The organism is Sporanaerobacter sp. (assembly GCF_047830725.1).
GTDB lineage: Bacteria > Bacillota > Clostridia > Tissierellales > Sporanaerobacteraceae > Sporanaerobacter.
On sequence record NZ_CP181252.1, the window covers coordinates 1,084,285 to 1,105,730 of the forward strand.

Below are 21,446 nucleotides of genomic sequence, written 5' to 3' on the forward strand. Positions count from 1 at the left end.
CTATTTATTTTGCGAGTCAAACTGATACGGTGAACCGTATCACAAATAGGGACAAGCTATATATTATAGGATAATGTTTAAGGGGTTATCATTAATTAGAAATAAGTGGTATAATACGTATAAGTAGATTTAAGTGGAATAACGGGCCAGCAAAGCTAGCCCCTACGATATTCTAATACCAATGGGCAGGGGCGACCTTTGGTCGCCCGAATGTTGCACATCTTTTATATTATATGTAGCAAATGGAGGTATAAATAAGTGAAATATCCATTTGATTGTATAAGCGAATTTATAACTGAAGGTTTACTAAAGTAGATAACACCATAGGTGTTTTCATAGAAATAATAAAAAAGGAAGTGGTTGCTATGATAAAAATAACAGCTAAGCGTGCAAGGAGGGTTCACGTCCTATAAACCCTCCAAATAAATTTAATGGAGGAAAGTATGAGAATTCAGAAGGATAATATTGTAATTAGAAGTGCTACTATCGATGATGCTATTCAATTAAACAAGTGGTGGAATGATGGTAGGGTTATGGAACATGCAGGTTTTCCCAATGGTTTGATGGAATCTTTAGAAGATACTATGAATAATATCAGAAGCTGGGAAGGCAAATTAAGCCAGCTTTGTGTGATAGAAATTGATGGCAAACTTGTAGGGGAACTAAGTTATAGAATTAAAGATGATAATGCAGCATATCCTGGATGGAAAATATGTGATTTTAGTTACCAGAATCAAGGATATGGTCCTAAAATTATCAGAATGTTATTTGAATTCCTTTTTACAGATGAGGTCATAAATTCCAAATTTCCAATAGAGAAAATTATTTGGGATACAATGCTTGATAACGAAAGGGCTCAATATGTTTATGAAAATAAAATTGGGGCTCGGAAAGTTAGAGTAAGAAAAGGCTGTTGGAAAGACCAAAATGGCCAATTGAGAACTGCTGTTGATTATGAACTTAGTAAGGAGGACTTCTTTAATGCTAGATGATAAAGGTTTTGATTTATGGGCAGATGGATATGATAAAAGTGTTCAATTAAGTGAAGGGGACAATGAATATCCATTTGCAGGATATAAAGATGTTCTTAATACTATATACAATATAGTTCATAGAAAAGAAAAAGCAAAAGTATTGGATATTGGATTTGGTACAGGAGTACTAACGAAAAAACTATATGATGATGGATATGAAATATATGGTATTGATTTTTCCGAAAAAATGATAGAAATAGCAAAGAAGAAAATGCCTTTAGCTAATTTAATTCAATATAATTTTTCCAAAGGTTTACCAGAAGAATTTGGAAATATTAAATTTGATTATATTGTAAGTACCTATGCAATGCATCATTTAGAAGATAAGGATAAAATAAAATTTATTAATAAATTAAAGAATCAACTCTTTAATGATGGTGAAATCATTATTGGAGATATAGCCTTTGAAACAGGAAGGCTGTTAGAGCAGTGCAAAGAAAAGTATGCTTATTATTGGGATGATGAAGAAATATATTTTATATTTGATGAATTGAAAGAATTTTTTCCTAAAGAAGATATTAGTTTTACAACTATATCTCATTGTGCAGGAATTATTCAGCTTAGAAAATTACCATAGTCTAAATTCATATAGAAAAGGCCATATTTAATAACGTTGTAACTAAAGCATTAGGTTCTATATAATGAAACCTAATGCTTTAATTTTATAAGTTCTATAAAGAAAAAAGAAGTTCTTTAATTTACATTTGTAGAATTTTGGGAAATATAATGGAGGCATTATTGTGATAGAAACAAATAGATGCAAGATAGATATATTGCAAGATAGTTATTATAAAAAAGTTAGAGAATTGTTCACTAAGGATTCTGTTTAAACTTTAATTCATTTTTCTTTGATATATCTATCACTAAATAAGTTTTGCTAGTAGAGTCGATGCGGTGAACCGTATCATAAGTAGGACAAGCTGTTGGGACATAAGTTAATAATTAGGGCTTACTATTAACTGGCATTAAATGGTACAATATGTATATATAGCAAAGGTTATTATTTCTATTGGTATAGGAGTTGATTATATGCCAAAAATAAGAACAAGAAAAGCAAATATTCGAGAAACTGCTTCAATGAGTATTATCCATGCAAATAGTTGGAGAAAAGCATATAAAGGGTTATTACCAGATGAATATTTAAATGGAATTCAAGATACACAATGGATAAACATGATAACAAAAGGTTTGGAAGATAATACTATGAATGCATGGGTTGCTACCATTGAAGATATCATAATAGCTTGTACATGTGTAGGTAATTCAAGATATAAAGAATATGAAGGTCAATTAGAATTAATTTCCATATATGTTTTGCCAGAATATTGGAATTTAGGGGTAGGTTCTTTATTAATAGAGGAGGTTTTGGAATATGCAGTAAATAATAAATATAAAGAAGTAGGGCTTTGGGTTTTAGATGGCAATAGCCAGGCCATAAGGTTTTATGGAAAAAAGGGATTTTTCAATAATGGAGATACTATTTCATGTATGATAGGAAAAAATTCCACAACTGAAAAACGTTATATAAAAAAGTTGGTTTAAAAAAACACTTCAATTGAAATATTTTATGCTATAATATGTATAAATAATTCTTTAATGATTATAGAATATAGTGGGGTGAGTACATTGAAGGCAAATGTCAATGAAGTATGGAAATTGATAGACAATTTAACCCTAGAAGAAAAAACAATAATATATAAGAAAATGGAACAGGAAATTAGTACTAAACTATTAGATATATTAGATAAAGTTAACGAGCGTGCAGAAAAAGATTCTATTAGTTTAGAAGAGATTACTAAAGAAGTTGAAGATGTTAGAGGATATCTTTATGGAAAAGATTAAAATTGTAATTGATACCAATATATTTGTGAGTGCTTTTCTAGGAAGTAAAAATGCTAGGTTGGTTCTGAAAGAGGCAATAGATGGTGATTTTTTACTAGTGATGTCAAAGGAGCAATTAAGAGAAGTAAAAGAAGTTCTATATAGGCCCAAATTTAGTAAATTTATAACTGTTGCAGAAGTAGATGAATTAATATCACTTTTATCTATAAAGGCAATAGTGCCAGTAATTTATGAAAAAATAACTGATTGTAGGGACCCAAAGGATAATATGATACTTGAAGGGGCAGTATATGGAAATGCACAGTATATAATAACAGGAGATGATGATTTATTGGTTCTAAATCCATATAAATGGATAAAGATAGTTAATCTTAGAGATTTTATCAAAGAGATATATGATTTATAAAATTAGCAAGAATTATTGATGTTAATAAACAAACCAGTGGGCTTATTATGATGAAAACCTACTGGTTTTTTGGTATATTTTTTACTTGAATTCATTTTTCTTCGATACATCAACCAACAAATAAGTTTTGCCAGTAGAACCGATACGGTGAACCGTATCATAAGTAGGGGCGACCTGTGGTCGCCAGTTTGAAAGACCACCATTATCAAATATAGGAGAAATTATTGATTTAGAAATAAATAAAATTAATTCTATTTATGAAAATGTTGAAATCAACAAATATGTTATTATGCCTAATCATATACATATGATTATTATATTATATAATGGAAACGGACGGTCAAAGACCGTCCCTACAATATCTCGTATTATCCAGCAATTTAAAGGTTCTATCTCTAAACAGATTGGCTTTTCATTATGGCAAAAATCATTCTATGACCATATAATCAGAAATGAACAAGAATACCAAGAAATATGGAATTACATAGAAACAAATCCATTGAAATGGGAAGATGATAAATATTATATTTAATGACGCATTATTTATATTATATGTAATATATAATATGATATAATAAATATATATTATATTATTTGAAAGGTAGTGATAAAATGGACACTGCTAAACAAATTTTATTAAAACTTATAGACGAAATTCCAGAAAATCAAATACATGAAGTAATAGATTTTATAGGATATTTAAAAATAAAAAATGAGAGAGATATGTTTAAAGAGTTAGAAGAGGCAAGTAAAAGTAGCATGGACTTTTGGAACAATGATATAGATGATGAGGTATGGAATAATGTATAAGCAAAGAGATATATTACTAATTCCAATACCTTTTACAGATTTGACATCCAGTAAAAGGAGACCTGTTCTTGTATTATCAAATGATGATGTTATGAATGAGGTAAAGAATAAAATTAATGAACTAATAAAATAAAGAATCTTCTGTTATTTTTTCTTAGGCATATCTACTATCAAATAAGTTTTGCGAGTAGAGTCGATACGGTGAACCATATCATAAGTAGGACAAGCTATGGTTATAGGATAATGTTTAAGGGGTTATCATAAACTAGAATTAAGTGGTATAATACGTGTAAGTAGAAAAATGCGACATAGGGATAATATCAAGATGGATGGTGGTTAGATGGATGAATTACCACGAAGAAAGAATATTAGATTAAAAAATTATGATTATTCACAAGCAGGATATTATTTTATAACTATATGTAGCAAGGATAAGAAAAGTCTATTTTGGGAAGTAGGGGCGACCTGTGGTCGCCAGTTTGAAATATCACCATTATCAAATATAGGAGAAATTATTGATTTAGAAATAAATAAAATTAATTCTATTTATGAAAATGTTGAAATCAACAAATATGTTATTATGCCCAATCATATACATATGATTATTATATTATATAATGGAAACGGACGGTCAAAGACCGTCCCTACAATATCTCGTATTATCCAGCAATTTAAAGGTTCTATCTCTAAACAGATTGGTTTTTCATTATGGCAAAAATCATTCTATGACCATATAATCAGAAATGAACAAGAATACCAAGAAATATGGAATTACATAGAAACAAATCCATTGAAATGGGAAGATGATAAATATTATATTTAATGGCGCATTCTTTATATTATATATATTATTAGATTTAAGGAGGTGTAGCATATGAATCATATATCAAGAAAAGATATTAATCTCGGTCTGATTTTTGTTATTTTATTTTCTATATCAATAGTTGGTGGTTTTATAAAATGGCCTTTATTTATATTTGCTGGTGTTTTTCTATTTTCCTATATTGTATTAGATAGAAAAAGGTTAAGATGCCCAAATTGTGGAGCATATGAAAATCTTGATAGGTTGATATATGCCAAGAATCATGTACATCATTGTAGACGTTGTGGTGAAAGAATTAAAATATTATGATTGAATTTAATTAAGGTTGATTTTGTTTTGTACATCTACTACCAAATAAGTTTTGCTAGTAGAACTGATACAGTGAACCATACCATAAGTAGGACAAGCTATGTTATTGTATAAATATTTAGGAGATTATTAAAAGTTAAATAAAAGTATAAGGAGAACCCAATAGTGAAAAATAATATTAAAGCATTAGTATTACATTTAATTATTGTAATAGTATCTTCTATTTTATTGATAATCTTTGTTGCCACTGGACCTTTATTTGGTAAGTATACAACCAATATAGTATGTAGGTTGTTTTTAACGATATTATTAATAATTTTTTATATTTACATGGGTACATTTTTAGATATTAGTAAAGATAAAAAATATGATTTTTTTGTTGGTAGTACTATTGTCGTTATTGGAATTGGATTATGGATATATACATTTTCAATAACTGGTAAAAATTTATTAGAGGTGCCTAGAGAGCTAAGTGAATATTGGATATTATTTAATATTTATCATGCTCCATTTACAATGATTGATTTCCTTTTGGGCATACCCCTAATACCATTATTAGCACTATTTCAAAATTTGTTACCATCTTTTCTTATGGGATGCGGTTTAAGATATAAAAGATTAAAAATGAAAGAAAAGTCTGTAAGAGATTCTGTTGATGGCGAGTTCATCAAATAAAGAGAGAGGTGTAAAGGGAAAATGAAACTATTAAAGCCAATGATGAAAGAATAATTTGATAGAATATAAACCATGAAAAAATAGAAGATTGTTTTGAAAATATACTCATGGGAGTTTAGATGTTTATGACCATTGTTTAATTGTTGAAGAAGCGGATGAATTACTATGCTCTTTTGAAGGGTATAACCTTAATATGAGGATAGATTTGTAGAATTTATGGAAGCCATTTATGAAATCAATAAAAGTCAACCAGTGGTTGTAGAATTTTATATAAATGGATTGAGTACATATAAAGATATAGCAGAAAAATGTGAACTTAATAATTATCTTGGGTGATTGTTGTTTATCTCTAAAGAAGGTTTTGAAGATGTTAATGATAATATAGTTTTTGAAAATGAATATTAATATGCAATTATATACAGAAAATTATGATATAATAATGTTATTATATTATTATAGGGTGATAAGTGTGGAATTAAAGAAACAATTAGAAGATAAAATTTTAGATATGGAAAAGGTTGCTATAGCTTTTGATATTGAACCTTTCGACATATATTTTTTAGGAGGAGCTGCCTGTATATTAGGGGAATATACAGAAAGAGCCACAAGGGATTTTGATTTTATAGATTTAAATTATCCCTCCAAATTAGGGAGGATTTTTGTACAATTAAGGGATTTTGATATGTTAGAATATGAAAGTACTATAATATCACCTAAATATAAGGAAAGAGCTATAAGGCTAAACAAATTTAAATATTTAAATGTGTATTTATTGTCCCCTGAAGATATAATTGTAAGCAAAATAATCAGGCTAGAACAAAAAGACATAGAGGATATGGATGAACTTATAGATATAGCTGATAAAGAATTAATAAATCAAATTATAAATGAGGTATTATTGAGAGATGATTTATATGAATCTAAAAAAAATCAATTTATAAAAAGATTACCACAGTTTAGGGAGAGATACTATGTATAGAATAGTATGTGAAAGTTATGAAAACTATAAAAGTGATTTTTTACCCAATAATACTGATGCCTATAGATATAAAATTACTAAACCCCTAGAATTGATAGTAGACTTATCTTTATATGAAGAGGAAAAAAACAATAATACTATTAATTATCAGAAGTTGGAGGATTTTATATATTTATTAAAGAAGAATATTCAAGAATATCCTAATTTTAAATCATTTTTATGGAGCTTGGAATCAAGAGATATTTGTGGTAGGGATTATGGTGTACTAAGTGAAGAAGAATTTTCTGAATTACAAAAGATTGTAAATATGTTTTTGAAATTGTCATATTGGGGATAAGATAAAATATTGAAATAAGAGCATTAGGTTCCGTTTAATAAAACCTAATGCTTTAATTTTATTAATCTATATTAAGTATTAAATACATCCCATTCATTTTGCCAGTAGAACTGATTACCACAGGTCGCCCCTACAATATTGGTTTTATCATATGTAGGGGATGGCTTTGCCGTCCCGCACCTATTACACATAATTATTATTATATGTAATAGACAATATGATACAATATGGTGAGTTGTTTCTTTAGCAAAGTACCTCCATTAAGGCAAAGGAGGTGAAAACTTGAGGAGCTTACTGGGGAAAATGAAACAAAAAGTTAAAGAATGTGTCGTAACGTTTTTTTAATGTACCTGATTTATTTTTAGGATTTTTACAAGGGTTGGGGATATGTTTTATTATTATAGGTATTTTACCACAAGGGTCTTATTTACAGTTAAAAAGATGGAAAAGGTCTATGATTAAAAGAGAAGGTAAAGTATAAAATACATTTGTAAAAGCTCAATTCTTGTGATGTACTATAATCATTAAATACAAACTTTTATATATCGCTATTCATACTCTTAAACCCTATTAAAAAAGAAGTATCCAATATACGAGAAATATGCCATTGAACATTTAAAACTAGTAGATGAGAAATTATATTTTATGATTATAGAATTTTATAAGGCTGAAGGAAAGGAAGATGTTTGTGATAAGTGGATAGATGGAGGAAATAGCTATGAAAATCAATAAAAACCATATTCAAGATGTTTTAAATCAATATGGAATTTAGGGTAATATTAATAATATATTTTATTTGATTGAAGACTATGAAAAAGGTACTCTACCAAGAGCAAAAGTTATTGTAAAAGCAGAAATGGATAATAGTTTGACTTATATAATCAAGTTTGTTTTGGAAGAAGAGCATCCAGTAAAGTTAATTGAAGAACAAAGTATTTTTTCTGAATGCATGAGAGCAAATGGAATTAACACAGCTAAAAGATATAAATCTTGTGATAAATATTGCATATCTTATACTGTGAATGATCTAATTTATGCAGTAACTGTAGAAGAATATCTAGGAGAGGAATTAAAATTTATAAATTATAAAATAGTAGATGGAATTGCCACTTTAGTGGCTGAAATGCATAGTATTTCTCAAGAAAACAATTGTCATATTTCAGGAAATACTATATGGGATATTTTTGATGAAACAACAGATATATCACGAGGCTATAAAGCCTTTTATGAATATAGGAATAATGGTGAATATGATTTTAGCTTATATGACATTAGTTTATATGAAAATATTATTAGCCTTTATGAGGAAAGGTTATCAAGATTAAAAGCAGTATGGAATAAATTGCCCAGATATGCTACGCAAGGAGATTATTCTACTAATAATTTAGTATGTGAGAATGGTAGAGTAGCAGGAATTTTTGACTATAATATAGCTGGGGATGAAATTTTGGTAAGTGATATGATTATAGAGGGCTTATTTGTTTGCTATGAAATGGATTTAGATAATGGCCTTACGTATGATGATAGATGTAAGATGTTTAGGGTTTTTATTAAAAAGTATATGGAATGTAGAAAATTGAATCAAGATGAAATAGCTGTTATGAATGATATCTATGCAGTAGTTTATCCATTTTGGTGGACTAGAATAATTTTTGATGAAGGAAAATCTTTGAAAAAATATCTTGATGAAAGGAATGTTAAAAAAGTAAATAAATTTTTTAATGAAACGTATAATTTATTGCATCAAGATCATTTTATAAATTAAACAAAAAAATAGGGTTTAAGCAATATTTTAAATGAAAGAATGATAATATTGTTTTTCAAATGTCCAGGGTCAAAGAAATAGATGTAGCAATTTTATAAAGATGATAATTATTGTAATGGAATAGATAATAAATATAAGAAATAAATATTGAAATTGGTATTTACAAATGTTTATAATACTAGCAACAGAAATTATAGTTATCTTGACTCCTATAAAGATAGCTGTATAAATAAATTTATAGCATCTTTGAAAACAGATTTGGAAGCGGTAATAAATGCAGCATCATATGGGATAAGCAATGGTATAACTGAAGGAAGTGTAAATAAGATTAAACAAATAAAAATTATGTTGCAAAGTAAGTCGGGGGACAATCTCCTGACTTACAATGAAATCACTCAGTTAAAAGACATGGAGTGGTGAGATTATATGGACAATATAGCTGTAATTTCCATTATAACTAGAAATTATGAATCTTTAAGAGATAAAAGAATAATAGTTTTTACGGTAGGATTTGCTTCAACTGATAGAGAGGAAGTTTTTCTTCCGATTATAGAAAAGAATTTTTCAAAGGAAATGTGTGATAATATAAAGTTTTTCCATTTACGTGGTGGAATTGATTATAAGAAATTAGGGCTCATACATAAATCTATGATGGCAATGCTTAAAATTGCAATTTCTAAGAAAGATTCATAGAAATTGACTGATGATAGAGGGCTTTTAGCTACATACGAGGGAAAAGTTGATTTTACAGATAAAAATACTATAATGCCTTTGTTATGTTATTTGACAAATCAAATCATTTATAAATAATTTGATTATATAATTCCAGCGCTTTTTTCTATAGGGTCAATGTATATTCAACTGTTGGCATTTGTTATATCACATAAATATTATAATGGCAGAATGTAAAGCTAGGCTAATATCTATATGATAAGTTATATCCCAAATATGATTGATAAAGTTAGTAACTTGATATATAATCTAATGCAAATAGGAATTGAAAGAAAATTATGAAAAGGAGTATATTTATGTATATTTATTTCATTGTATATGGATTGTAACAACTCACAAGAGGTCCTCCTTAAAAGATTGTTTTATTGTAGATTTTAAGAATATTTAAAGGAGGAATTAACTATGAGGAGAAGATTGACAAATAATGAATTGTTTAATTATCTAATAGATAAATCAAATGAAAAGTTTGAAGGATGGGACTTTTCATATATAGAAAGAACAGGAAGAATGCAAGAGTTCCCATTGACTTGGAATTATAGAAATAAAGTAATGAGGGAAATGTACGGAATTTCTTCCTTACTTGATATGGGGACAGGTGGAGGAGAGTTTTTATCCACTTTAAGTCCACTACCTAAATATACTTGTGCTACAGAAGGATATGTGTCTAATATATCTATTGCAAGAAATAGATTGGAGCCTTTAGGTGTAAAAGTCTATAAAGTTGAAGATGATGAAGAACTGCCATTTAATGATGAAACTTTTGAACTTGTAATAAATAAACATGAATCCTATTCACCTAAAGAGGTCAGAAGAATTTTAGACAACAATGGTATATTTATTACCCAGCAGGTTGGCGGGTTAAATGATAAGGAAATAAATGAGATTTTAGAAGCTTCAGTTGAGTTCATTGATTGGAATTTAAAAAACGCTGTTGCTGAATTAGAAGAGGTAGGCTTAAATATATTTGAACAAAGAGAAGATTTAGTAAAAACAAGATTTTATGATATAGGAGCTATTGTATATTATTTAAAAGCCATACCATGGCAAGTGCCTGATTTCACAATAGAAAAATATTTTGACAAATTGTTAAAAATTCATAATATGATTGAAAAATTAGGTTATGTTGATTTTACATGTCATAGGTTTTTTATCATGGCTAATAAAGAATAGATTATATACCAAAAGCAGCAGGTTTTATTTCAATAACCTACTGCTTTATTTGATTCGGTGGAATGGGTGTACCATTTATATTGTACATCAATAGATTTATGTGCAACAAGTGTAATTAAGGTTTTATAGTTAAAGGAGGTAATGTCATGGATAAAACAGTAAGGGTAATTCCAAGTGGACAGCCAATAATAGCTATAATAATTTCATTGCTTACACTCGGAGTAGGGATATATTTACTATTTTTACTTGTAAAAGCATTAAAAATATATATCAAAAAGAATTCTTAAATTAATTGCATATCATTTATATTATACCTATATATATCTCTAAAAGGTGACACATATGAAAATAGAGTTTTATTATTGGGATATGCAATGCCCAATAAACAATGAGATGTTGAGATTGCTTGAAAAGTACGGTAAGTATTTTGAGATAACCCTTTATAGTGTTAAAGATAATTTTGAAATTGCAAAAAAACAACGATTATTTTTCCCTACTTTGACTGTTGTGAACGGTGTAAATAGGTACTTTAGTCCTATATCAGATAAATTTTTGGATAGTCTATTAAATAATCAATATCCTGAAGAGAAGACCTTTATAATAAAACATGGAAGAGAAAAATATACAGGTGAGATTATACCTTTGACAGAAAAAAACATAGAAGTTGCTGGGACATGTACAGGAAGAAATTGTTCTGAAAACTGCCAAAAGAAGTTTGCGTTTTTGAAGGATTGTTGTTTAGATACTTTTGGGTTTATTAATGTTGAGAGAAATAAGCTTTTGGGTGGAGTTGAATATGTTCCATCTAAGATAGTTCCTTATGATATCCCAAAGTCTGAAGATATTGCTTTTCTGACATGTGCATATCTTTCCTCAAATAGATATGATTATAAATCTGCTCCGCTTAAAGCTTTAGAAGAATATTTAAAGGATAAATATTCGAAGATTATTGCTATTAGTGACGAAGTTGGAACTTTCCCAAATGGTGATTTAAAATGGTTCTTAGATAATGGTTTTAGAGATGAGGGAGTTATATCTTATGAGCCAGGGTATTGTAGATTGCATTTAGTAAGTAAAATCATTTAATTTATTTTCTTGTTAGAGAAAATAGTATGAAAACAAATATGGGATTCATTATGGAATATGAGTATATTTAACTAAAGGAAAATGAATTAATACAAAGTGCAAATTCTGAATGGAAAGATTTATCTGAGGAGTTTTAAAGATAGGATTCTTTGTTTTACTCAGAATGACAACCTTGTTTATGCTATAATATTGTTATATAATGCGTAATAATAGAAAAAAGCAAACTAAAGATTATTTATATTATTTGGAGGTTCTTTAATGTTAGATAATAAGGGTTTTGATTTATGGGCAGATGGCTACGATAAAAGTGTTCAATTGTGTGAAGAGGATAATGAATATCCATTTGCAGGATATAAAGATGTTCTAAATACTATTTACAATATAGTTCATAGAAAAGAAAAAGCAAAAGTATTGGATATTGGATTTGGTACAGGAGTATTAACAAAAAAACTATATGATGATGGATATGAAATATATGGCATTGATTTTTCCAGAAAAATGCTAGAAATTGCAAAAGATAAAATGCCTTCAGCTAAATTACTTCAATATGATTTTTCTAAGGGTTTACCTAAAGAACTTGAAAATATACAGTTTGACTACATTATAAGTACTTATGCAATGCATCATTTAGAAGACAAAGATAAAATAAAATTTATTAATAAATTAAAGAAGCAACTTTCTAATGATGGTGAAATCATTATTGGAGATATAGCTTTTGAAACAAGAGCATTGCTAGAACAGTGCAAAATAAAGACTGGTGAATGGGATGATGAAGAAATATATATTGTATTTGATGAACTAAAAAAAAATTTTCCTAAAGAAGATATTAGTTTTACAACTATATCCCATTGCGCAGGAATTATTCAGCTTAAAAATTACCCTAATTTGTATTTATAGGGCAAGATTGATTTAAAGGAGTGAATAAGGTGGGTAAATTAAGAAACCTTCTTCAAATTAGATAATAAAATTTGAGGAGGATAAAAATGGACAAAATAATAATTAAAGAGGATTTCATACCTGAGATTGACCAATTAATGGATTTGTACAATGATGTAGAATGGTATGCCTATACAGATGATAAAATAAAACTAAAAAATGCTATTAGTAATTCACTGAAGGTATTAACTGCTTGGGATAATGAGAAATTAGTCGGGTTGATTCGTGTAGTAGGTGATGGTTACACAATTATTTATATACAAGATATTTTAATTCTAAAAAATTATCAAAGTCAAGGTGTTGGAAGTTATTTGTTAAAACTAATTTTAGAACGATATAAATTAATTCGTCAGATTGTTTTAATGACAGATCAAACTGAAAAAACAATTAATTTCTATCAGAAAAATGGAATGGTAAAAGCTAGCGACTATAATTGCGTTACTTTTGTAAAATAAAATGAAATAAATCCTTATAGTGAGTTAATGTTAAAATTACAAGTGGAAATGCAAAAGACTTGATTGCTTTTGATTATGATAAATTGTTTATACAATAGGCAGAGGAAAATATTGATATATATTAACTAATTATGGAGGTAAGATATGGAAAATATATTATACATGGGTTTAATAATCTTATTTATAATTCTTAGTTCAAGCATTAATGCATTGGAAAGCAATCAAAAACGGATAGAATCAAAATTAGATAGAATTATGGAACATCTTGGATTGCCTGAACCATCTAGGGAGTATATAAGCGATGAGTTGAAAAGTGAATTGTCAGAACTTGTTATGGAAAATAAAAAAGTTGAAGCAATAAAGAGATTAAGAGAAGCTACAGGTATGGGGTTAAAAGAAGCAAAGGATTATGTTGATAGTTTATAGGCTGAAAAGACCTTTTCTCTCTTAAAAATGAATTAATAAATAAAAAAGAGCATAGAAAAATTCATATTGCGGTTTTGGCGAATTGCCACTAATTCTTGACTTCAGTCGTGAGTTAGTGGCTTTTTATTTGCCTTGTATTTCTCTAATGCTTTTGAGTAGAATAGATATGGTTCCATCTGGGTTATTTAAAAATTCGACTTTATCGCTGCTGGTCAAATAAGATACAGGTATTTTTATTTCTATTCCATCGTCTGTTACTAACTTTTGAGTTCTGGCTATTTTTTTATTTAAATTTTCATTTATATCTATGGTTTTTTCTGATAATCCTCTTTTTGTTATTTCTTCTTCATAGATATTTTGAAGGTCTAAATTATTGTTAAAGGCTTTAGTTTTAATATGGTCTATATCTATAGCATCTTTTTCTTCGACACTTTCCACTATAGCATTTTTTATTTCTGCCATTTTAGTTACATCATTTTCATAGTAGTCGTTCACTATTTTTTTAGATACCATATTTACAATATCTATCTTTTCCTTGTCTGATAATGTATCTTGTGATTCTAACAAGTATTTAGATATATAATAGTCTTTTTCTCCATTAATTTCATATTTTTTTTCTTTTAATAGAATTGAAAAGTCTTCTAAATTTATTATTATAAATTCATCAATTTTTTGATTTTCATTTGGTAATGTTGTTTTTTGTTTAATTACTTGATTGATTCGTTTATTTTCTGATTCATCTACATAGTGTATGTAAGAAGGTTTATAATTCAATATAAAGAAACCCAAGTATTTTTTCCCATCTCCATTAAAAAGAGAACAAATTAAATCACAAGGTGGTATTGTAGGGTTTTCAAGCATTATATTGTACATGAGTTGAGCAAATTTTCTAGTGCTTTCTACAAATTTATCATTGTCATTTGAAATATCTATGCAAAGATTTTTAACTGGATTTTCTTTATCGGGGAAAAAAGCTTTTTTGATATTAATATCTTTAAAAACTTTTTCTATATGAATTTCTAAAAACTCCATTATATCTTTGTTGTATGGATGTTCTTTTTCTGACAATAAAGGTATTGCCACTGAATTATCCAAAATATGTAATATAATTTTTTGAATATTTATTTCGTCCATCATAACCAGCTCCTTATACGACTTCATATATTAATTATAGTTATAAATCTAATTCATCTATAATAGCTTTTATTCCTCCTTTTCTACTCCAAATTTCATTTTGTAATAGTATATGGCAAGTTGTGTTCTGTCTCTTAAAGATAATTTTTCAAGCATATTAGAAACATAATTTCTAACAGTTCCTTCACTTAAATAAAGTTTTTCAGCAATTTCTTTATTATTTAATCCTTCTGCTACTAAAAGTAAAATATCCAATTCTCTATCAGATAGATTTATGTCTATATCTTTTTTAGTATATTTTTTAATATTTGATACAATTTTTGAATCAAAAACCAAATTTCCAGAATGGACTGCATTTATAGCAGGAACAATTCCTTTGATATTTTGTTTTAATATGTATCCTTTGCAACCTAGAGAAAGGGCTACTCCGATATATTCATCATCTTGAAAAGTGGTGATTAATAAAATTTTGGCATTTGTATCTACTTTTAAAATTTCTTTGGCAGCCTCTATACCACTAAGTTTTTCCATTCTTATATCCATAAGAATTAAATCAGGTTTATACTTAGCATAAAGTTCTACAGCTTGAAGACCATCATAGCCTACATCTAGTATATCTATTCCGTTGGCATTTATAATTATTTTTAAAGATTCTACTACTAAAGGATCATCATCTACAATTATAATATTCATATGCATTATCCTTTCATTAAAGTCATATGTATTTTAAATCCCTGGTCAAATCTATAATTGAAATATCCATTATATTTATGAGCTATTTCATTCATGGAAAGAAGTCCTATGCCTTTATTTTTTTCATTAAATTGACTTCCATTGTCTTCTATTAGTATAGAATAAAACTTTGGTTGACTAATTAAACTTATTTTCATCTTTGTGGCATTGGAATGTTTGGCACAATTGGTCATAGCCTCTTTTACCACGGATAGGACGTCGAACTTTAAATCATAGCCAAGCTCATCTTCAATTCTATATACGAGTTCAACATCAATAGCTGGTATTTCACTACAAAGTTTTTCAATTTGATTTTTTAAGTCTAGTGATTCATTATATAGATTGTGAATACTTTTTCTGATATCATTCATTCCATTTTGTAAGGTTTCTTGAAGGGTATCCAAGTTTTTTATTACATGGTCTTCAGTTGAAATGACTTTCAATGCCTCTACCTGTAGTATACTGCTACTTATGGTGTGACCTATAGAATCATGAATTTCTCTTGCGATTCGATTTCTTTCAGTAAGTATGGCAATATGTATATTCTTTTCCTTATCTATTCTCAATTGTTCATTATATTTTTTTAAGTAAAAGGTATCTTCTTTTAAATCATCTCGAACTACTTTGTTTTCATCTAAAATAATATTATATTTTTTTGTCATGATGGAAAGGTAAACTGCTCCAATAGATGAAATCAAGTTTATTGTGGAGAAGTTCATTAGAATTAAAGGTAATGTAAATAAAGTGTATATCTTAAAATCCAAATACATATTGTATAAAATTAGTGGCAAATAAAAAACAAATAAATTATGAGAAAAACATAGTATTACAAATAAAAGATATATAATAGATTTTATTTTTTTATCATCCAATAAGTCTAAAGCTAACGAAACAATTAGGCTTATGAGAAAATAAACAACTAAATTTGCATCTGGCTCTATTTTATAAGTATTGTATAAGCAAAGTAACATGATAAAAAGCTTTTCTACAAAATTTCTCATATGAGACCTCCTGTTAAATACTAAAGTTTTTCACTAAATATTCTATATTTTAATTATACTTATATTTATTATGAAATACAATTTAATCAGTGACAAATGTCATATTGTATTGTAATTTTATATACTACAAAAGATTTATTTAAAATCATATAATTATCTTAAGATGAAATCGAGGAGTGATATATATGATATTGAAGGTAAATAATTTAGTGAAAAGATATAAAGAGTTAATAGCTCTTGACCATTTTAATATGGAAGTTGAAGAAGGGGAAATTATAGGACTTTTAGGGCCCAATGGTTGTGGAAAGACTACAGCTATAAACTGCATATTATCTCTATTAAAATTTGATAAAGGGGAAATAGATGTTTTTGATAAAAAGATGACTCCCAATTCTTATGATATTAAAAGTCAAATAGGTCTAGTACCTCAAGAAGTTTCAGTTTTCAACAATTTGACAGTGAAAGAGAATATAGATTATTTTTGTGGACTGTATATAGATGATAAAAAATTAAGAAAACAGTATGTAGAAGAAGCTATAGAATTTGTTGGGTTAAAGGATTATGTGAAATTTTATCCCAAAAAGTTAAGTGGAGGATTAAAAAGAAGGTTAAACATTGCTTGCGGAATAGTCCATAAGCCTAAACTGATTTTTTTAGACGAGCCTACAGTTGCAGTAGATGCTCAAAGTAGAAACTTTATATTAGACGGAATAAGAAAATTAAATGAAGAAGGAAGTACCATCATATACACAACTCATTATTTAGAGGAAGCAGAAATGTTATGTAAAAGAATTATCATTATGGACAATGGGAAAAACTTGGTTTCTGGAACAAAAGAAGAATTAAAAGAAATGATAACAACATCAGAAAAGATAGTTGTTGGGTTTTTAGACATTCAAGGTGAAGTTATTGAAAAGATGAAAAGTATACCCCATGTTATTGATGTAGAGAGAGAGGGAGAGGATTATATTATAAAATTTGAAAATGGCATTAACAACTTAGCTAATCTTTTAGAGTTTATAAAGGCCAACAATTTGACCTATACAAAGCTTCATAGCCAATTACCTTCATTAAATGATGTATTTTTGGAGTTAACAGGAAAGGAGCTTAGGGACTAATATGAAAAGATTATTTAGAAACTGTGTATATCAAGGGAAAAATATGTTTAGAGATTTTGGTTTTTCATTTTGGAGTTTAATATATCCACTCATTATGGCAGTTTTTTTCTATACAGCATTTAATGGAATGCTAGATAGAGAATTAGAAATTATAAATGTGGGAATAGAAAGCGGGAATCCTATTTTATATGTATTAGAAGAAATAGATTTTATAAATATCCACGAAATTACTGATGATGAGATAATAGAAAAGTTAGACAATGGAGAAATCGATGGATATATAGATGAAGATTTAAATTTGGCAGTAAAAGAATCTGGGATAAATCAAACTATAATAAAGGAAATAATAGGACAAATAAAGCAGATGAAAAAATTAAACAGGCCTATTGAAAAATATGATTTTTCAATAGATTATATTTTAGATAGAAATCAAAAGGCAAATCCTGTAATAATCATTTTTTATTCACTAATTGCTATGGTTTCAACCTATGGGATTTTTTCCGGTATTGAAATAGTAAAATTAATTCAAGCCAACATGTCCAATTTAGGTGCAAGGATCAATGTTACTCCACTTAAAAAGCATGAGTTTTTATTGGCAGGGATTGTGGTCGCACTGATACTTAATTTATTTGCCAATGGAATATTGCTTATTTTTATAAAATATGCTTTAAGGCTAAATTTATTTACAGAGATAAAATATAGTACTATTTTAATATTAATGGGGAATTTGTTTGGCATAGCTCTAGGAATATTTATAGGTGTTTCCAACAAGAAAAATGAAGGTGTAAAAAATGCAATGGCTGTGGCAATTACATTGTTTTTATCATTTATATCTGGAATGATAGGACCTGATGTAAAAATTATGATTGATGAACATGCACCTATTTTAAGTAGAATAAATCCTATTTCTATCATTACGAACAATCTATATAGGATAAATCTTTTAGGAAGTACTAAGAGTGCAAGAGAAGGAATTCTAATTTTATCCCTTTATTGCATAGCTTTAATATTTACATCCTATATATTTTTAAGGAGGAAAAACTATGACAGTATATAAATATTTTACTAAAATAGCATTTAGAAACAAGGGGGTTATTCTTACTTATACACTTATATTTTTTATTTTGTCTATACTAAATGGTTCAGGTACTGCAAAAAGAGAAACTAGTTTCATGGGAAAAAGATTAAATATAGGAATAATTGACAACTGCAATAGTGAACTATCAAGAGGTTTAAAGAATTATTTAGAAAAAAAGAACGATATAATTGACACAATGCCAGATGAAGAATATATAAAGGAACAGATTTTTTTAGAGACGGCGGATGCGGTAATAGTGATACCAGAGGATTTTGATGGAAAAGTGATAAGTAAAGAAAGTTCTATTAAAGTATATAACGATGATAGAAAAATAGAATCTATGCAAATTCAAAATCAAATCAATAAATTTCTTATACTTGCCAATGCTACCTATGAAAATGGAGAATTTAATTTAGAAGATTTAGAAGTGGCATTAAATGAAGAGGCAAATGTAGAGCTCATAAAGTCTAAAAACAAAATGGCAAACGAAGGGGTAGCCAACTGGTTTAAGTATTATTACAATTTCACCAGTTATGTGATCATGGCCATTTATATTTCAACAATAGGTCTTGTAATGGCTGATTTTAAAGACGAAAATATTGCTAGCAGAATGAAGATATCTTCCAAGAAATTTTTAAAATTTAATATGGAAATGTATCTGGGACAATTGACAATAGCGAGCATGATTACATTGATATTCATTGTAGGAAGTATTGTGTTAAAGGGAAAATATATTGGAGAAGTTAATTTTGGAAAATATGTATTAAATACAGTGGTTTTTTCACTTTCTGCTCTATGTTTTACGTTTTTAATTAACAATATTACGAGGAATAAATTTGTCATAAATGCACTTGCTACTGTATTTTCTTTAGGAACTTCATTTATATCAGGAGTTATGGTACCACAACAGTTTTTAAGCGAAAAGACTCTTATGATATCAAAGTTTTTCCCAACTTATTATTTTGTTAGAGTAAATGAAATGACGGTTAATTCTTTTTCAGATATGAGATTTGAAATTTTAATGCAATTGTTGTTTGGTGTAGTATTTTTGCTTATGGGACTATATTTTTCTAAAACAGCACAAAAGGCTTAAGATAAGAACATAAAATAGATTTCTTGACACGAATATTATGATACTATATAATATCACTAGAAAAATAAATAATGGTGATGGAGTTCACCAAAACTGCATTATGCTAATGACTCCTACAGGTAATACATGGTATTATCTGTAGGAGTTTTTTGTTTTCATAATTACATTTGAGGAGGAATTTTCAATGGCAAAAAGTTTAGCAGCAATTTTATTATTAGGATTACCAGCAAATAAATTATTTGAAAAATTTAAGCTGCCAGGATTGTTGGGAATGCTTATATTAGGAGTGATTATAGGCCCTTATGGTTTGAATTTGCTTCAAGCTGATATGATTAATATATCAGGAGATTTAAGAAAAATTGCTTTAATTATTATTCTATTAAGGGCAGGACTTGGAATCAATAAAGCTGATTTGAAAAAAGTTGGGAATAGTGCATTAAAAATGAGTTGTATACCAGGATTAATAGAAGGGCTTTTCATTGCTTTTGCATCAACAAAATTTTTAGATTTTTCTTTTGTTCAAGGAGGAATATTAGGATTTATAATTGCAGCTGTTTCTCCTGCTGTTGTAGTACCATCTATGCTAAGTTTGATTGAAAATAATATAGGGACAAACAAAGGTATACCAACTTTAATCTTGGCAGGAGCTTCTACAGATGATGTGTTTGCCATTACTATATTTAGTGCTTTTCTAGGACTATACAGTGGGGCTCATGTAAATATTGGAGTACAATTGTTAAATATTCCATTATCAATACTGTTAGGAATTGGATCTGGGATTGTCATTGGAATTATAATGGTGAAAATTTTTAGCAAGTATCATATACGAGATACTAAAAAGGTCTTATTGATACTTGGAGTATCCATTTTACTTACTGAGTTTGAAAATTTGTTAAAGACTAAGATAGAGATAGCTTCTTTGTTAGGAGTCATGACTATAGGCTTTATAATAGTAGAAAAAATGCCAGATTTAGGTGAAAGATTAGCAGCAAAGTTCAATAAAATATGGGTTTTTGCAGAAATATTGTTGTTTGTACTAGTAGGTGCTCAGGTAAATATTGGAGTAGCCCTTGAGGCAGGAATGGTAGGTATTATAGTTATATTCATTGGACTAATAGGAAGAAGCATAGGAGTATTGATTTCTCTAATAGGTACAGATTTAAATTGGAAAGAAAGATTATTTTGTGTTATTGCATATATCCCCAAAGCAACTGTACAGGCTGCTATGGGAGCAGTCCCATTGACATTGGGAGTAGAATCAGGAGATGTTATTTTAGCTATAGCAGTATTGTCAATATTGATTACAGCACCTTTAGGAGCAATTGGAATCAACTTTTCCAAAGAAAAGCTATTGGAAATATGACAGAAGGGACAAGTAGACTCACTGTCGCATTTTTAATAGAAACCACTTAGCAGGCTAATGGAATATATATGAATAAATAAAATTATAACTATATATTGACTCTGCTATACAATAGTAGTATCATTTATTTTATACTTAGTAG

The 21,446-nt window shown here is 28.1% G+C and carries 28 protein-coding genes and 1 riboswitch; of the genes, 25 read left to right on the forward strand and 3 right to left on the reverse strand.

All coding sequences use genetic code 11. The features are described from left to right. Positions 1 to 443 precede the first annotated feature (443 nt). The 21 genes from ACFWUA_RS05360 (at position 444) to ACFWUA_RS05460 (ending at position 13,785) form a co-directional block, all read left to right on the forward strand. Positions 444 to 992 (forward strand): GNAT family N-acetyltransferase, encoded by a 549-nt coding sequence (locus ACFWUA_RS05360; protein WP_416199115.1) that lies wholly within the window; start codon positions 444 to 446, stop codon positions 990 to 992. Then, entirely contained in the window at positions 982 to 1,611 is a 630-nt protein-coding gene (locus ACFWUA_RS05365) for a class I SAM-dependent methyltransferase (protein WP_416199116.1), read from the forward strand. The genes ACFWUA_RS05360 and ACFWUA_RS05365 overlap by 11 nt, the downstream gene beginning before the upstream one ends. Positions 1,612 to 2,063: 452 nt before the next feature. Further along, positions 2,064 to 2,576, forward strand: a complete 513-nt coding sequence (locus ACFWUA_RS05370; protein WP_416199117.1) for a GNAT family N-acetyltransferase — start codon at positions 2,064 to 2,066, stop codon at positions 2,574 to 2,576. Between the two features lie 84 nt (positions 2,577 to 2,660). After that, on the forward strand, positions 2,661 to 2,876 hold the full coding sequence (locus ACFWUA_RS05375) for a hypothetical protein (protein WP_416199118.1): 216 nt from the start codon (positions 2,661 to 2,663) through the stop codon (positions 2,874 to 2,876). Then, entirely contained in the window at positions 2,863 to 3,282 is a 420-nt protein-coding gene (locus ACFWUA_RS05380) for a putative toxin-antitoxin system toxin component, PIN family (protein ID WP_416199119.1), read from the forward strand. Before ACFWUA_RS05375 ends, ACFWUA_RS05380 begins: the two co-directional genes overlap by 14 nt. Positions 3,283 to 3,894: 612 nt before the next feature. Continuing rightward, positions 3,895 to 4,092 carry a DUF2281 domain-containing protein gene (locus tag ACFWUA_RS05385; protein ID WP_132029213.1) on the forward strand — a complete coding sequence of 66 codons (198 nt, stop codon included), beginning with the start codon at positions 3,895 to 3,897 and terminating at the stop codon, positions 4,090 to 4,092. Then, positions 4,085 to 4,225: a hypothetical protein gene (locus tag ACFWUA_RS05390; RefSeq protein WP_416199120.1), complete on the forward strand. Its 141-nt coding sequence runs from the start codon at positions 4,085 to 4,087 to the stop codon at positions 4,223 to 4,225. The genes ACFWUA_RS05385 and ACFWUA_RS05390 overlap by 8 nt, the downstream gene beginning before the upstream one ends. A 207-nt stretch (positions 4,226 to 4,432) precedes the next feature. Further along, complete coding sequence (locus tag ACFWUA_RS05395) at positions 4,433 to 4,915, forward strand: transposase (protein ID WP_416199121.1); 483 nt, start codon at positions 4,433 to 4,435, stop codon at positions 4,913 to 4,915. Between the two features lie 51 nt (positions 4,916 to 4,966). Then, on the forward strand, positions 4,967 to 5,224 hold the full coding sequence (locus ACFWUA_RS05400; protein ID WP_072745130.1) for a hypothetical protein: 258 nt from the start codon (positions 4,967 to 4,969) through the stop codon (positions 5,222 to 5,224). A gap of 165 nt (positions 5,225 to 5,389) precedes the next feature. After that, on the forward strand, positions 5,390 to 5,899 hold the full coding sequence (locus ACFWUA_RS05405) for a hypothetical protein (protein WP_072745129.1): 510 nt from the start codon (positions 5,390 to 5,392) through the stop codon (positions 5,897 to 5,899). A gap of 469 nt (positions 5,900 to 6,368) precedes the next feature. Next, complete coding sequence (locus tag ACFWUA_RS05410; protein WP_084604293.1) at positions 6,369 to 6,878, forward strand: DUF6036 family nucleotidyltransferase; 510 nt, start codon at positions 6,369 to 6,371, stop codon at positions 6,876 to 6,878. Then, positions 6,871 to 7,215: a hypothetical protein gene (locus ACFWUA_RS05415; RefSeq protein WP_352404675.1), complete on the forward strand. Its 345-nt coding sequence runs from the start codon at positions 6,871 to 6,873 to the stop codon at positions 7,213 to 7,215. Before ACFWUA_RS05410 ends, ACFWUA_RS05415 begins: the two co-directional genes overlap by 8 nt. Before the next feature lie 796 nt (positions 7,216 to 8,011). Continuing rightward, a complete protein-coding gene (locus ACFWUA_RS05420) occupies positions 8,012 to 8,980 on the forward strand; it encodes a hypothetical protein (RefSeq protein ID WP_416199122.1) in 969 nt (322 codons plus the stop codon). Between the two features lie 147 nt (positions 8,981 to 9,127). Then, the gene (locus ACFWUA_RS05425) at positions 9,128 to 9,400 is read left to right on the forward strand and encodes a transposase (RefSeq protein ID WP_416199123.1); all 273 of its coding nucleotides are present in this window, start codon (positions 9,128 to 9,130) and stop codon (positions 9,398 to 9,400) included. 6 nt (positions 9,401 to 9,406) lie between these two features. Then, positions 9,407 to 9,673 (forward strand): flavodoxin domain-containing protein, encoded by a 267-nt coding sequence (locus ACFWUA_RS05430; RefSeq protein WP_416199124.1) that lies wholly within the window; start codon positions 9,407 to 9,409, stop codon positions 9,671 to 9,673. 441 nt (positions 9,674 to 10,114) lie between these two features. Continuing rightward, entirely contained in the window at positions 10,115 to 10,882 is a 768-nt protein-coding gene (locus ACFWUA_RS05435; protein ID WP_416199125.1) for a class I SAM-dependent methyltransferase, read from the forward strand. 146 nt (positions 10,883 to 11,028) lie between these two features. Then, positions 11,029 to 11,169 carry a hypothetical protein gene (locus tag ACFWUA_RS05440; RefSeq protein WP_416199126.1) on the forward strand — a complete coding sequence of 47 codons (141 nt, stop codon included), beginning with the start codon at positions 11,029 to 11,031 and terminating at the stop codon, positions 11,167 to 11,169. A gap of 55 nt (positions 11,170 to 11,224) precedes the next feature. After that, positions 11,225 to 11,968 (forward strand): hypothetical protein, encoded by a 744-nt coding sequence (locus ACFWUA_RS05445; RefSeq protein ID WP_416199127.1) that lies wholly within the window; start codon positions 11,225 to 11,227, stop codon positions 11,966 to 11,968. Between the two features lie 258 nt (positions 11,969 to 12,226). Next, complete coding sequence (locus ACFWUA_RS05450; protein WP_416199128.1) at positions 12,227 to 12,865, forward strand: class I SAM-dependent methyltransferase; 639 nt, start codon at positions 12,227 to 12,229, stop codon at positions 12,863 to 12,865. Positions 12,866 to 12,951: 86 nt separating this feature from the next. Further along, positions 12,952 to 13,359 carry a GNAT family N-acetyltransferase gene (locus ACFWUA_RS05455; RefSeq protein WP_072745122.1) on the forward strand — a complete coding sequence of 136 codons (408 nt, stop codon included), beginning with the start codon at positions 12,952 to 12,954 and terminating at the stop codon, positions 13,357 to 13,359. A 144-nt stretch (positions 13,360 to 13,503) separates the two neighbouring features. Beyond that, positions 13,504 to 13,785 (forward strand): ribosomal protein L7/L12, encoded by a 282-nt coding sequence (locus ACFWUA_RS05460; protein WP_072745121.1) that lies wholly within the window; start codon positions 13,504 to 13,506, stop codon positions 13,783 to 13,785. A gap of 123 nt (positions 13,786 to 13,908) precedes the next feature. Here the strand turns inward: ACFWUA_RS05460 and ACFWUA_RS05465 are convergent, their stop codons facing one another. From ACFWUA_RS05465 to ACFWUA_RS05475, 3 genes are all read right to left on the reverse strand, one after another. After that, positions 13,909 to 14,919, reverse strand: a complete 1,011-nt coding sequence (locus ACFWUA_RS05465) for a nucleoid-associated protein (protein WP_416199129.1) — start codon at positions 14,917 to 14,919, stop codon at positions 13,909 to 13,911. A 69-nt stretch (positions 14,920 to 14,988) separates the two neighbouring features. Continuing rightward, complete coding sequence (locus tag ACFWUA_RS05470; RefSeq protein ID WP_416199130.1) at positions 14,989 to 15,612, reverse strand: response regulator transcription factor; 624 nt, start codon at positions 15,610 to 15,612, stop codon at positions 14,989 to 14,991. Between the two features lie 5 nt (positions 15,613 to 15,617). Next, on the reverse strand, positions 15,618 to 16,652 hold the full coding sequence (locus ACFWUA_RS05475; RefSeq protein ID WP_416199131.1) for a sensor histidine kinase: 1,035 nt from the start codon (positions 16,650 to 16,652) through the stop codon (positions 15,618 to 15,620). A gap of 185 nt (positions 16,653 to 16,837) precedes the next feature. Between ACFWUA_RS05475 and ACFWUA_RS05480 the strand changes: the two genes are divergently transcribed. The 4 genes from ACFWUA_RS05480 to ACFWUA_RS05495 all read left to right on the forward strand — a co-directional run bounded on the left by ACFWUA_RS05480 (position 16,838) and on the right by ACFWUA_RS05495 (position 21,304). Then, positions 16,838 to 17,770 (forward strand): ATP-binding cassette domain-containing protein, encoded by a 933-nt coding sequence (locus ACFWUA_RS05480; RefSeq protein ID WP_416199132.1) that lies wholly within the window; start codon positions 16,838 to 16,840, stop codon positions 17,768 to 17,770. Position 17,771: 1 nt separating this feature from the next. Next, complete coding sequence (locus ACFWUA_RS05485) at positions 17,772 to 18,827, forward strand: ABC transporter permease (RefSeq protein ID WP_416199133.1); 1,056 nt, start codon at positions 17,772 to 17,774, stop codon at positions 18,825 to 18,827. After that, positions 18,814 to 19,941, forward strand: a complete 1,128-nt coding sequence (locus tag ACFWUA_RS05490; protein WP_416199134.1) for an ABC transporter permease — start codon at positions 18,814 to 18,816, stop codon at positions 19,939 to 19,941. Before ACFWUA_RS05485 ends, ACFWUA_RS05490 begins: the two co-directional genes overlap by 14 nt. A gap of 64 nt (positions 19,942 to 20,005) precedes the next feature. Continuing rightward, positions 20,006 to 20,064, forward strand: a riboswitch (Fluoride riboswitch). 61 nt (positions 20,065 to 20,125) lie between these two features. Then, a complete protein-coding gene (locus tag ACFWUA_RS05495; protein WP_416199135.1) occupies positions 20,126 to 21,304 on the forward strand; it encodes a cation:proton antiporter in 1,179 nt (392 codons plus the stop codon). Positions 21,305 to 21,446 lie beyond the last annotated feature (142 nt).

Excerpts from the sequence above, each read along its gene's own strand:
- ACFWUA_RS05440 (WP_416199126.1), top strand. The coding sequence starts at position 11,029 with ATGGATAAAACAGTAAGGGTAATTCCAAGTGGACAGCCAATAATAGCT.
- ACFWUA_RS05465 (WP_416199129.1), bottom strand. The coding sequence starts at position 14,919 with ATGGACGAAATAAATATTCAAAAAATTATATTACATATTTTGGATAAT.
- ACFWUA_RS05455 (WP_072745122.1), top strand. The coding sequence starts at position 12,952 with ATGGACAAAATAATAATTAAAGAGGATTTCATACCTGAGATTGACCAA.
- ACFWUA_RS05450 (WP_416199128.1), top strand. The coding sequence starts at position 12,227 with ATGTTAGATAATAAGGGTTTTGATTTATGGGCAGATGGCTACGATAAA.
- ACFWUA_RS05490 (WP_416199134.1), top strand. The coding sequence starts at position 18,814 with ATGACAGTATATAAATATTTTACTAAAATAGCATTTAGAAACAAGGGG.
- ACFWUA_RS05390 (WP_416199120.1), top strand. The coding sequence starts at position 4,085 with ATGTATAAGCAAAGAGATATATTACTAATTCCAATACCTTTTACAGAT.
- ACFWUA_RS05430 (WP_416199124.1), top strand. The coding sequence starts at position 9,407 with ATGGACAATATAGCTGTAATTTCCATTATAACTAGAAATTATGAATCT.
- ACFWUA_RS05435 (WP_416199125.1), top strand. The coding sequence starts at position 10,115 with ATGAGGAGAAGATTGACAAATAATGAATTGTTTAATTATCTAATAGAT.
- ACFWUA_RS05385 (WP_132029213.1), top strand. The coding sequence starts at position 3,895 with ATGGACACTGCTAAACAAATTTTATTAAAACTTATAGACGAAATTCCA.
- ACFWUA_RS05360 (WP_416199115.1), top strand. The coding sequence starts at position 444 with ATGAGAATTCAGAAGGATAATATTGTAATTAGAAGTGCTACTATCGAT.
- ACFWUA_RS05445 (WP_416199127.1), top strand. The coding sequence starts at position 11,225 with ATGAAAATAGAGTTTTATTATTGGGATATGCAATGCCCAATAAACAAT.
- ACFWUA_RS05485 (WP_416199133.1), top strand. The coding sequence starts at position 17,772 with ATGAAAAGATTATTTAGAAACTGTGTATATCAAGGGAAAAATATGTTT.
- ACFWUA_RS05365 (WP_416199116.1), top strand. The coding sequence starts at position 982 with ATGCTAGATGATAAAGGTTTTGATTTATGGGCAGATGGATATGATAAA.
- ACFWUA_RS05475 (WP_416199131.1), bottom strand. The coding sequence starts at position 16,652 with ATGAGAAATTTTGTAGAAAAGCTTTTTATCATGTTACTTTGCTTATAC.
- ACFWUA_RS05495 (WP_416199135.1), top strand. The coding sequence starts at position 20,126 with ATGGCAAAAAGTTTAGCAGCAATTTTATTATTAGGATTACCAGCAAAT.
- ACFWUA_RS05400 (WP_072745130.1), top strand. The coding sequence starts at position 4,967 with ATGAATCATATATCAAGAAAAGATATTAATCTCGGTCTGATTTTTGTT.
- ACFWUA_RS05470 (WP_416199130.1), bottom strand. The coding sequence starts at position 15,612 with ATGAATATTATAATTGTAGATGATGATCCTTTAGTAGTAGAATCTTTA.
- ACFWUA_RS05395 (WP_416199121.1), top strand. The coding sequence starts at position 4,433 with ATGGATGAATTACCACGAAGAAAGAATATTAGATTAAAAAATTATGAT.
- ACFWUA_RS05370 (WP_416199117.1), top strand. The coding sequence starts at position 2,064 with ATGCCAAAAATAAGAACAAGAAAAGCAAATATTCGAGAAACTGCTTCA.
- ACFWUA_RS05380 (WP_416199119.1), top strand. The coding sequence starts at position 2,863 with ATGGAAAAGATTAAAATTGTAATTGATACCAATATATTTGTGAGTGCT.
- ACFWUA_RS05415 (WP_352404675.1), top strand. The coding sequence starts at position 6,871 with ATGTATAGAATAGTATGTGAAAGTTATGAAAACTATAAAAGTGATTTT.
- ACFWUA_RS05480 (WP_416199132.1), top strand. The coding sequence starts at position 16,838 with ATGATATTGAAGGTAAATAATTTAGTGAAAAGATATAAAGAGTTAATA.
- ACFWUA_RS05460 (WP_072745121.1), top strand. The coding sequence starts at position 13,504 with ATGGAAAATATATTATACATGGGTTTAATAATCTTATTTATAATTCTT.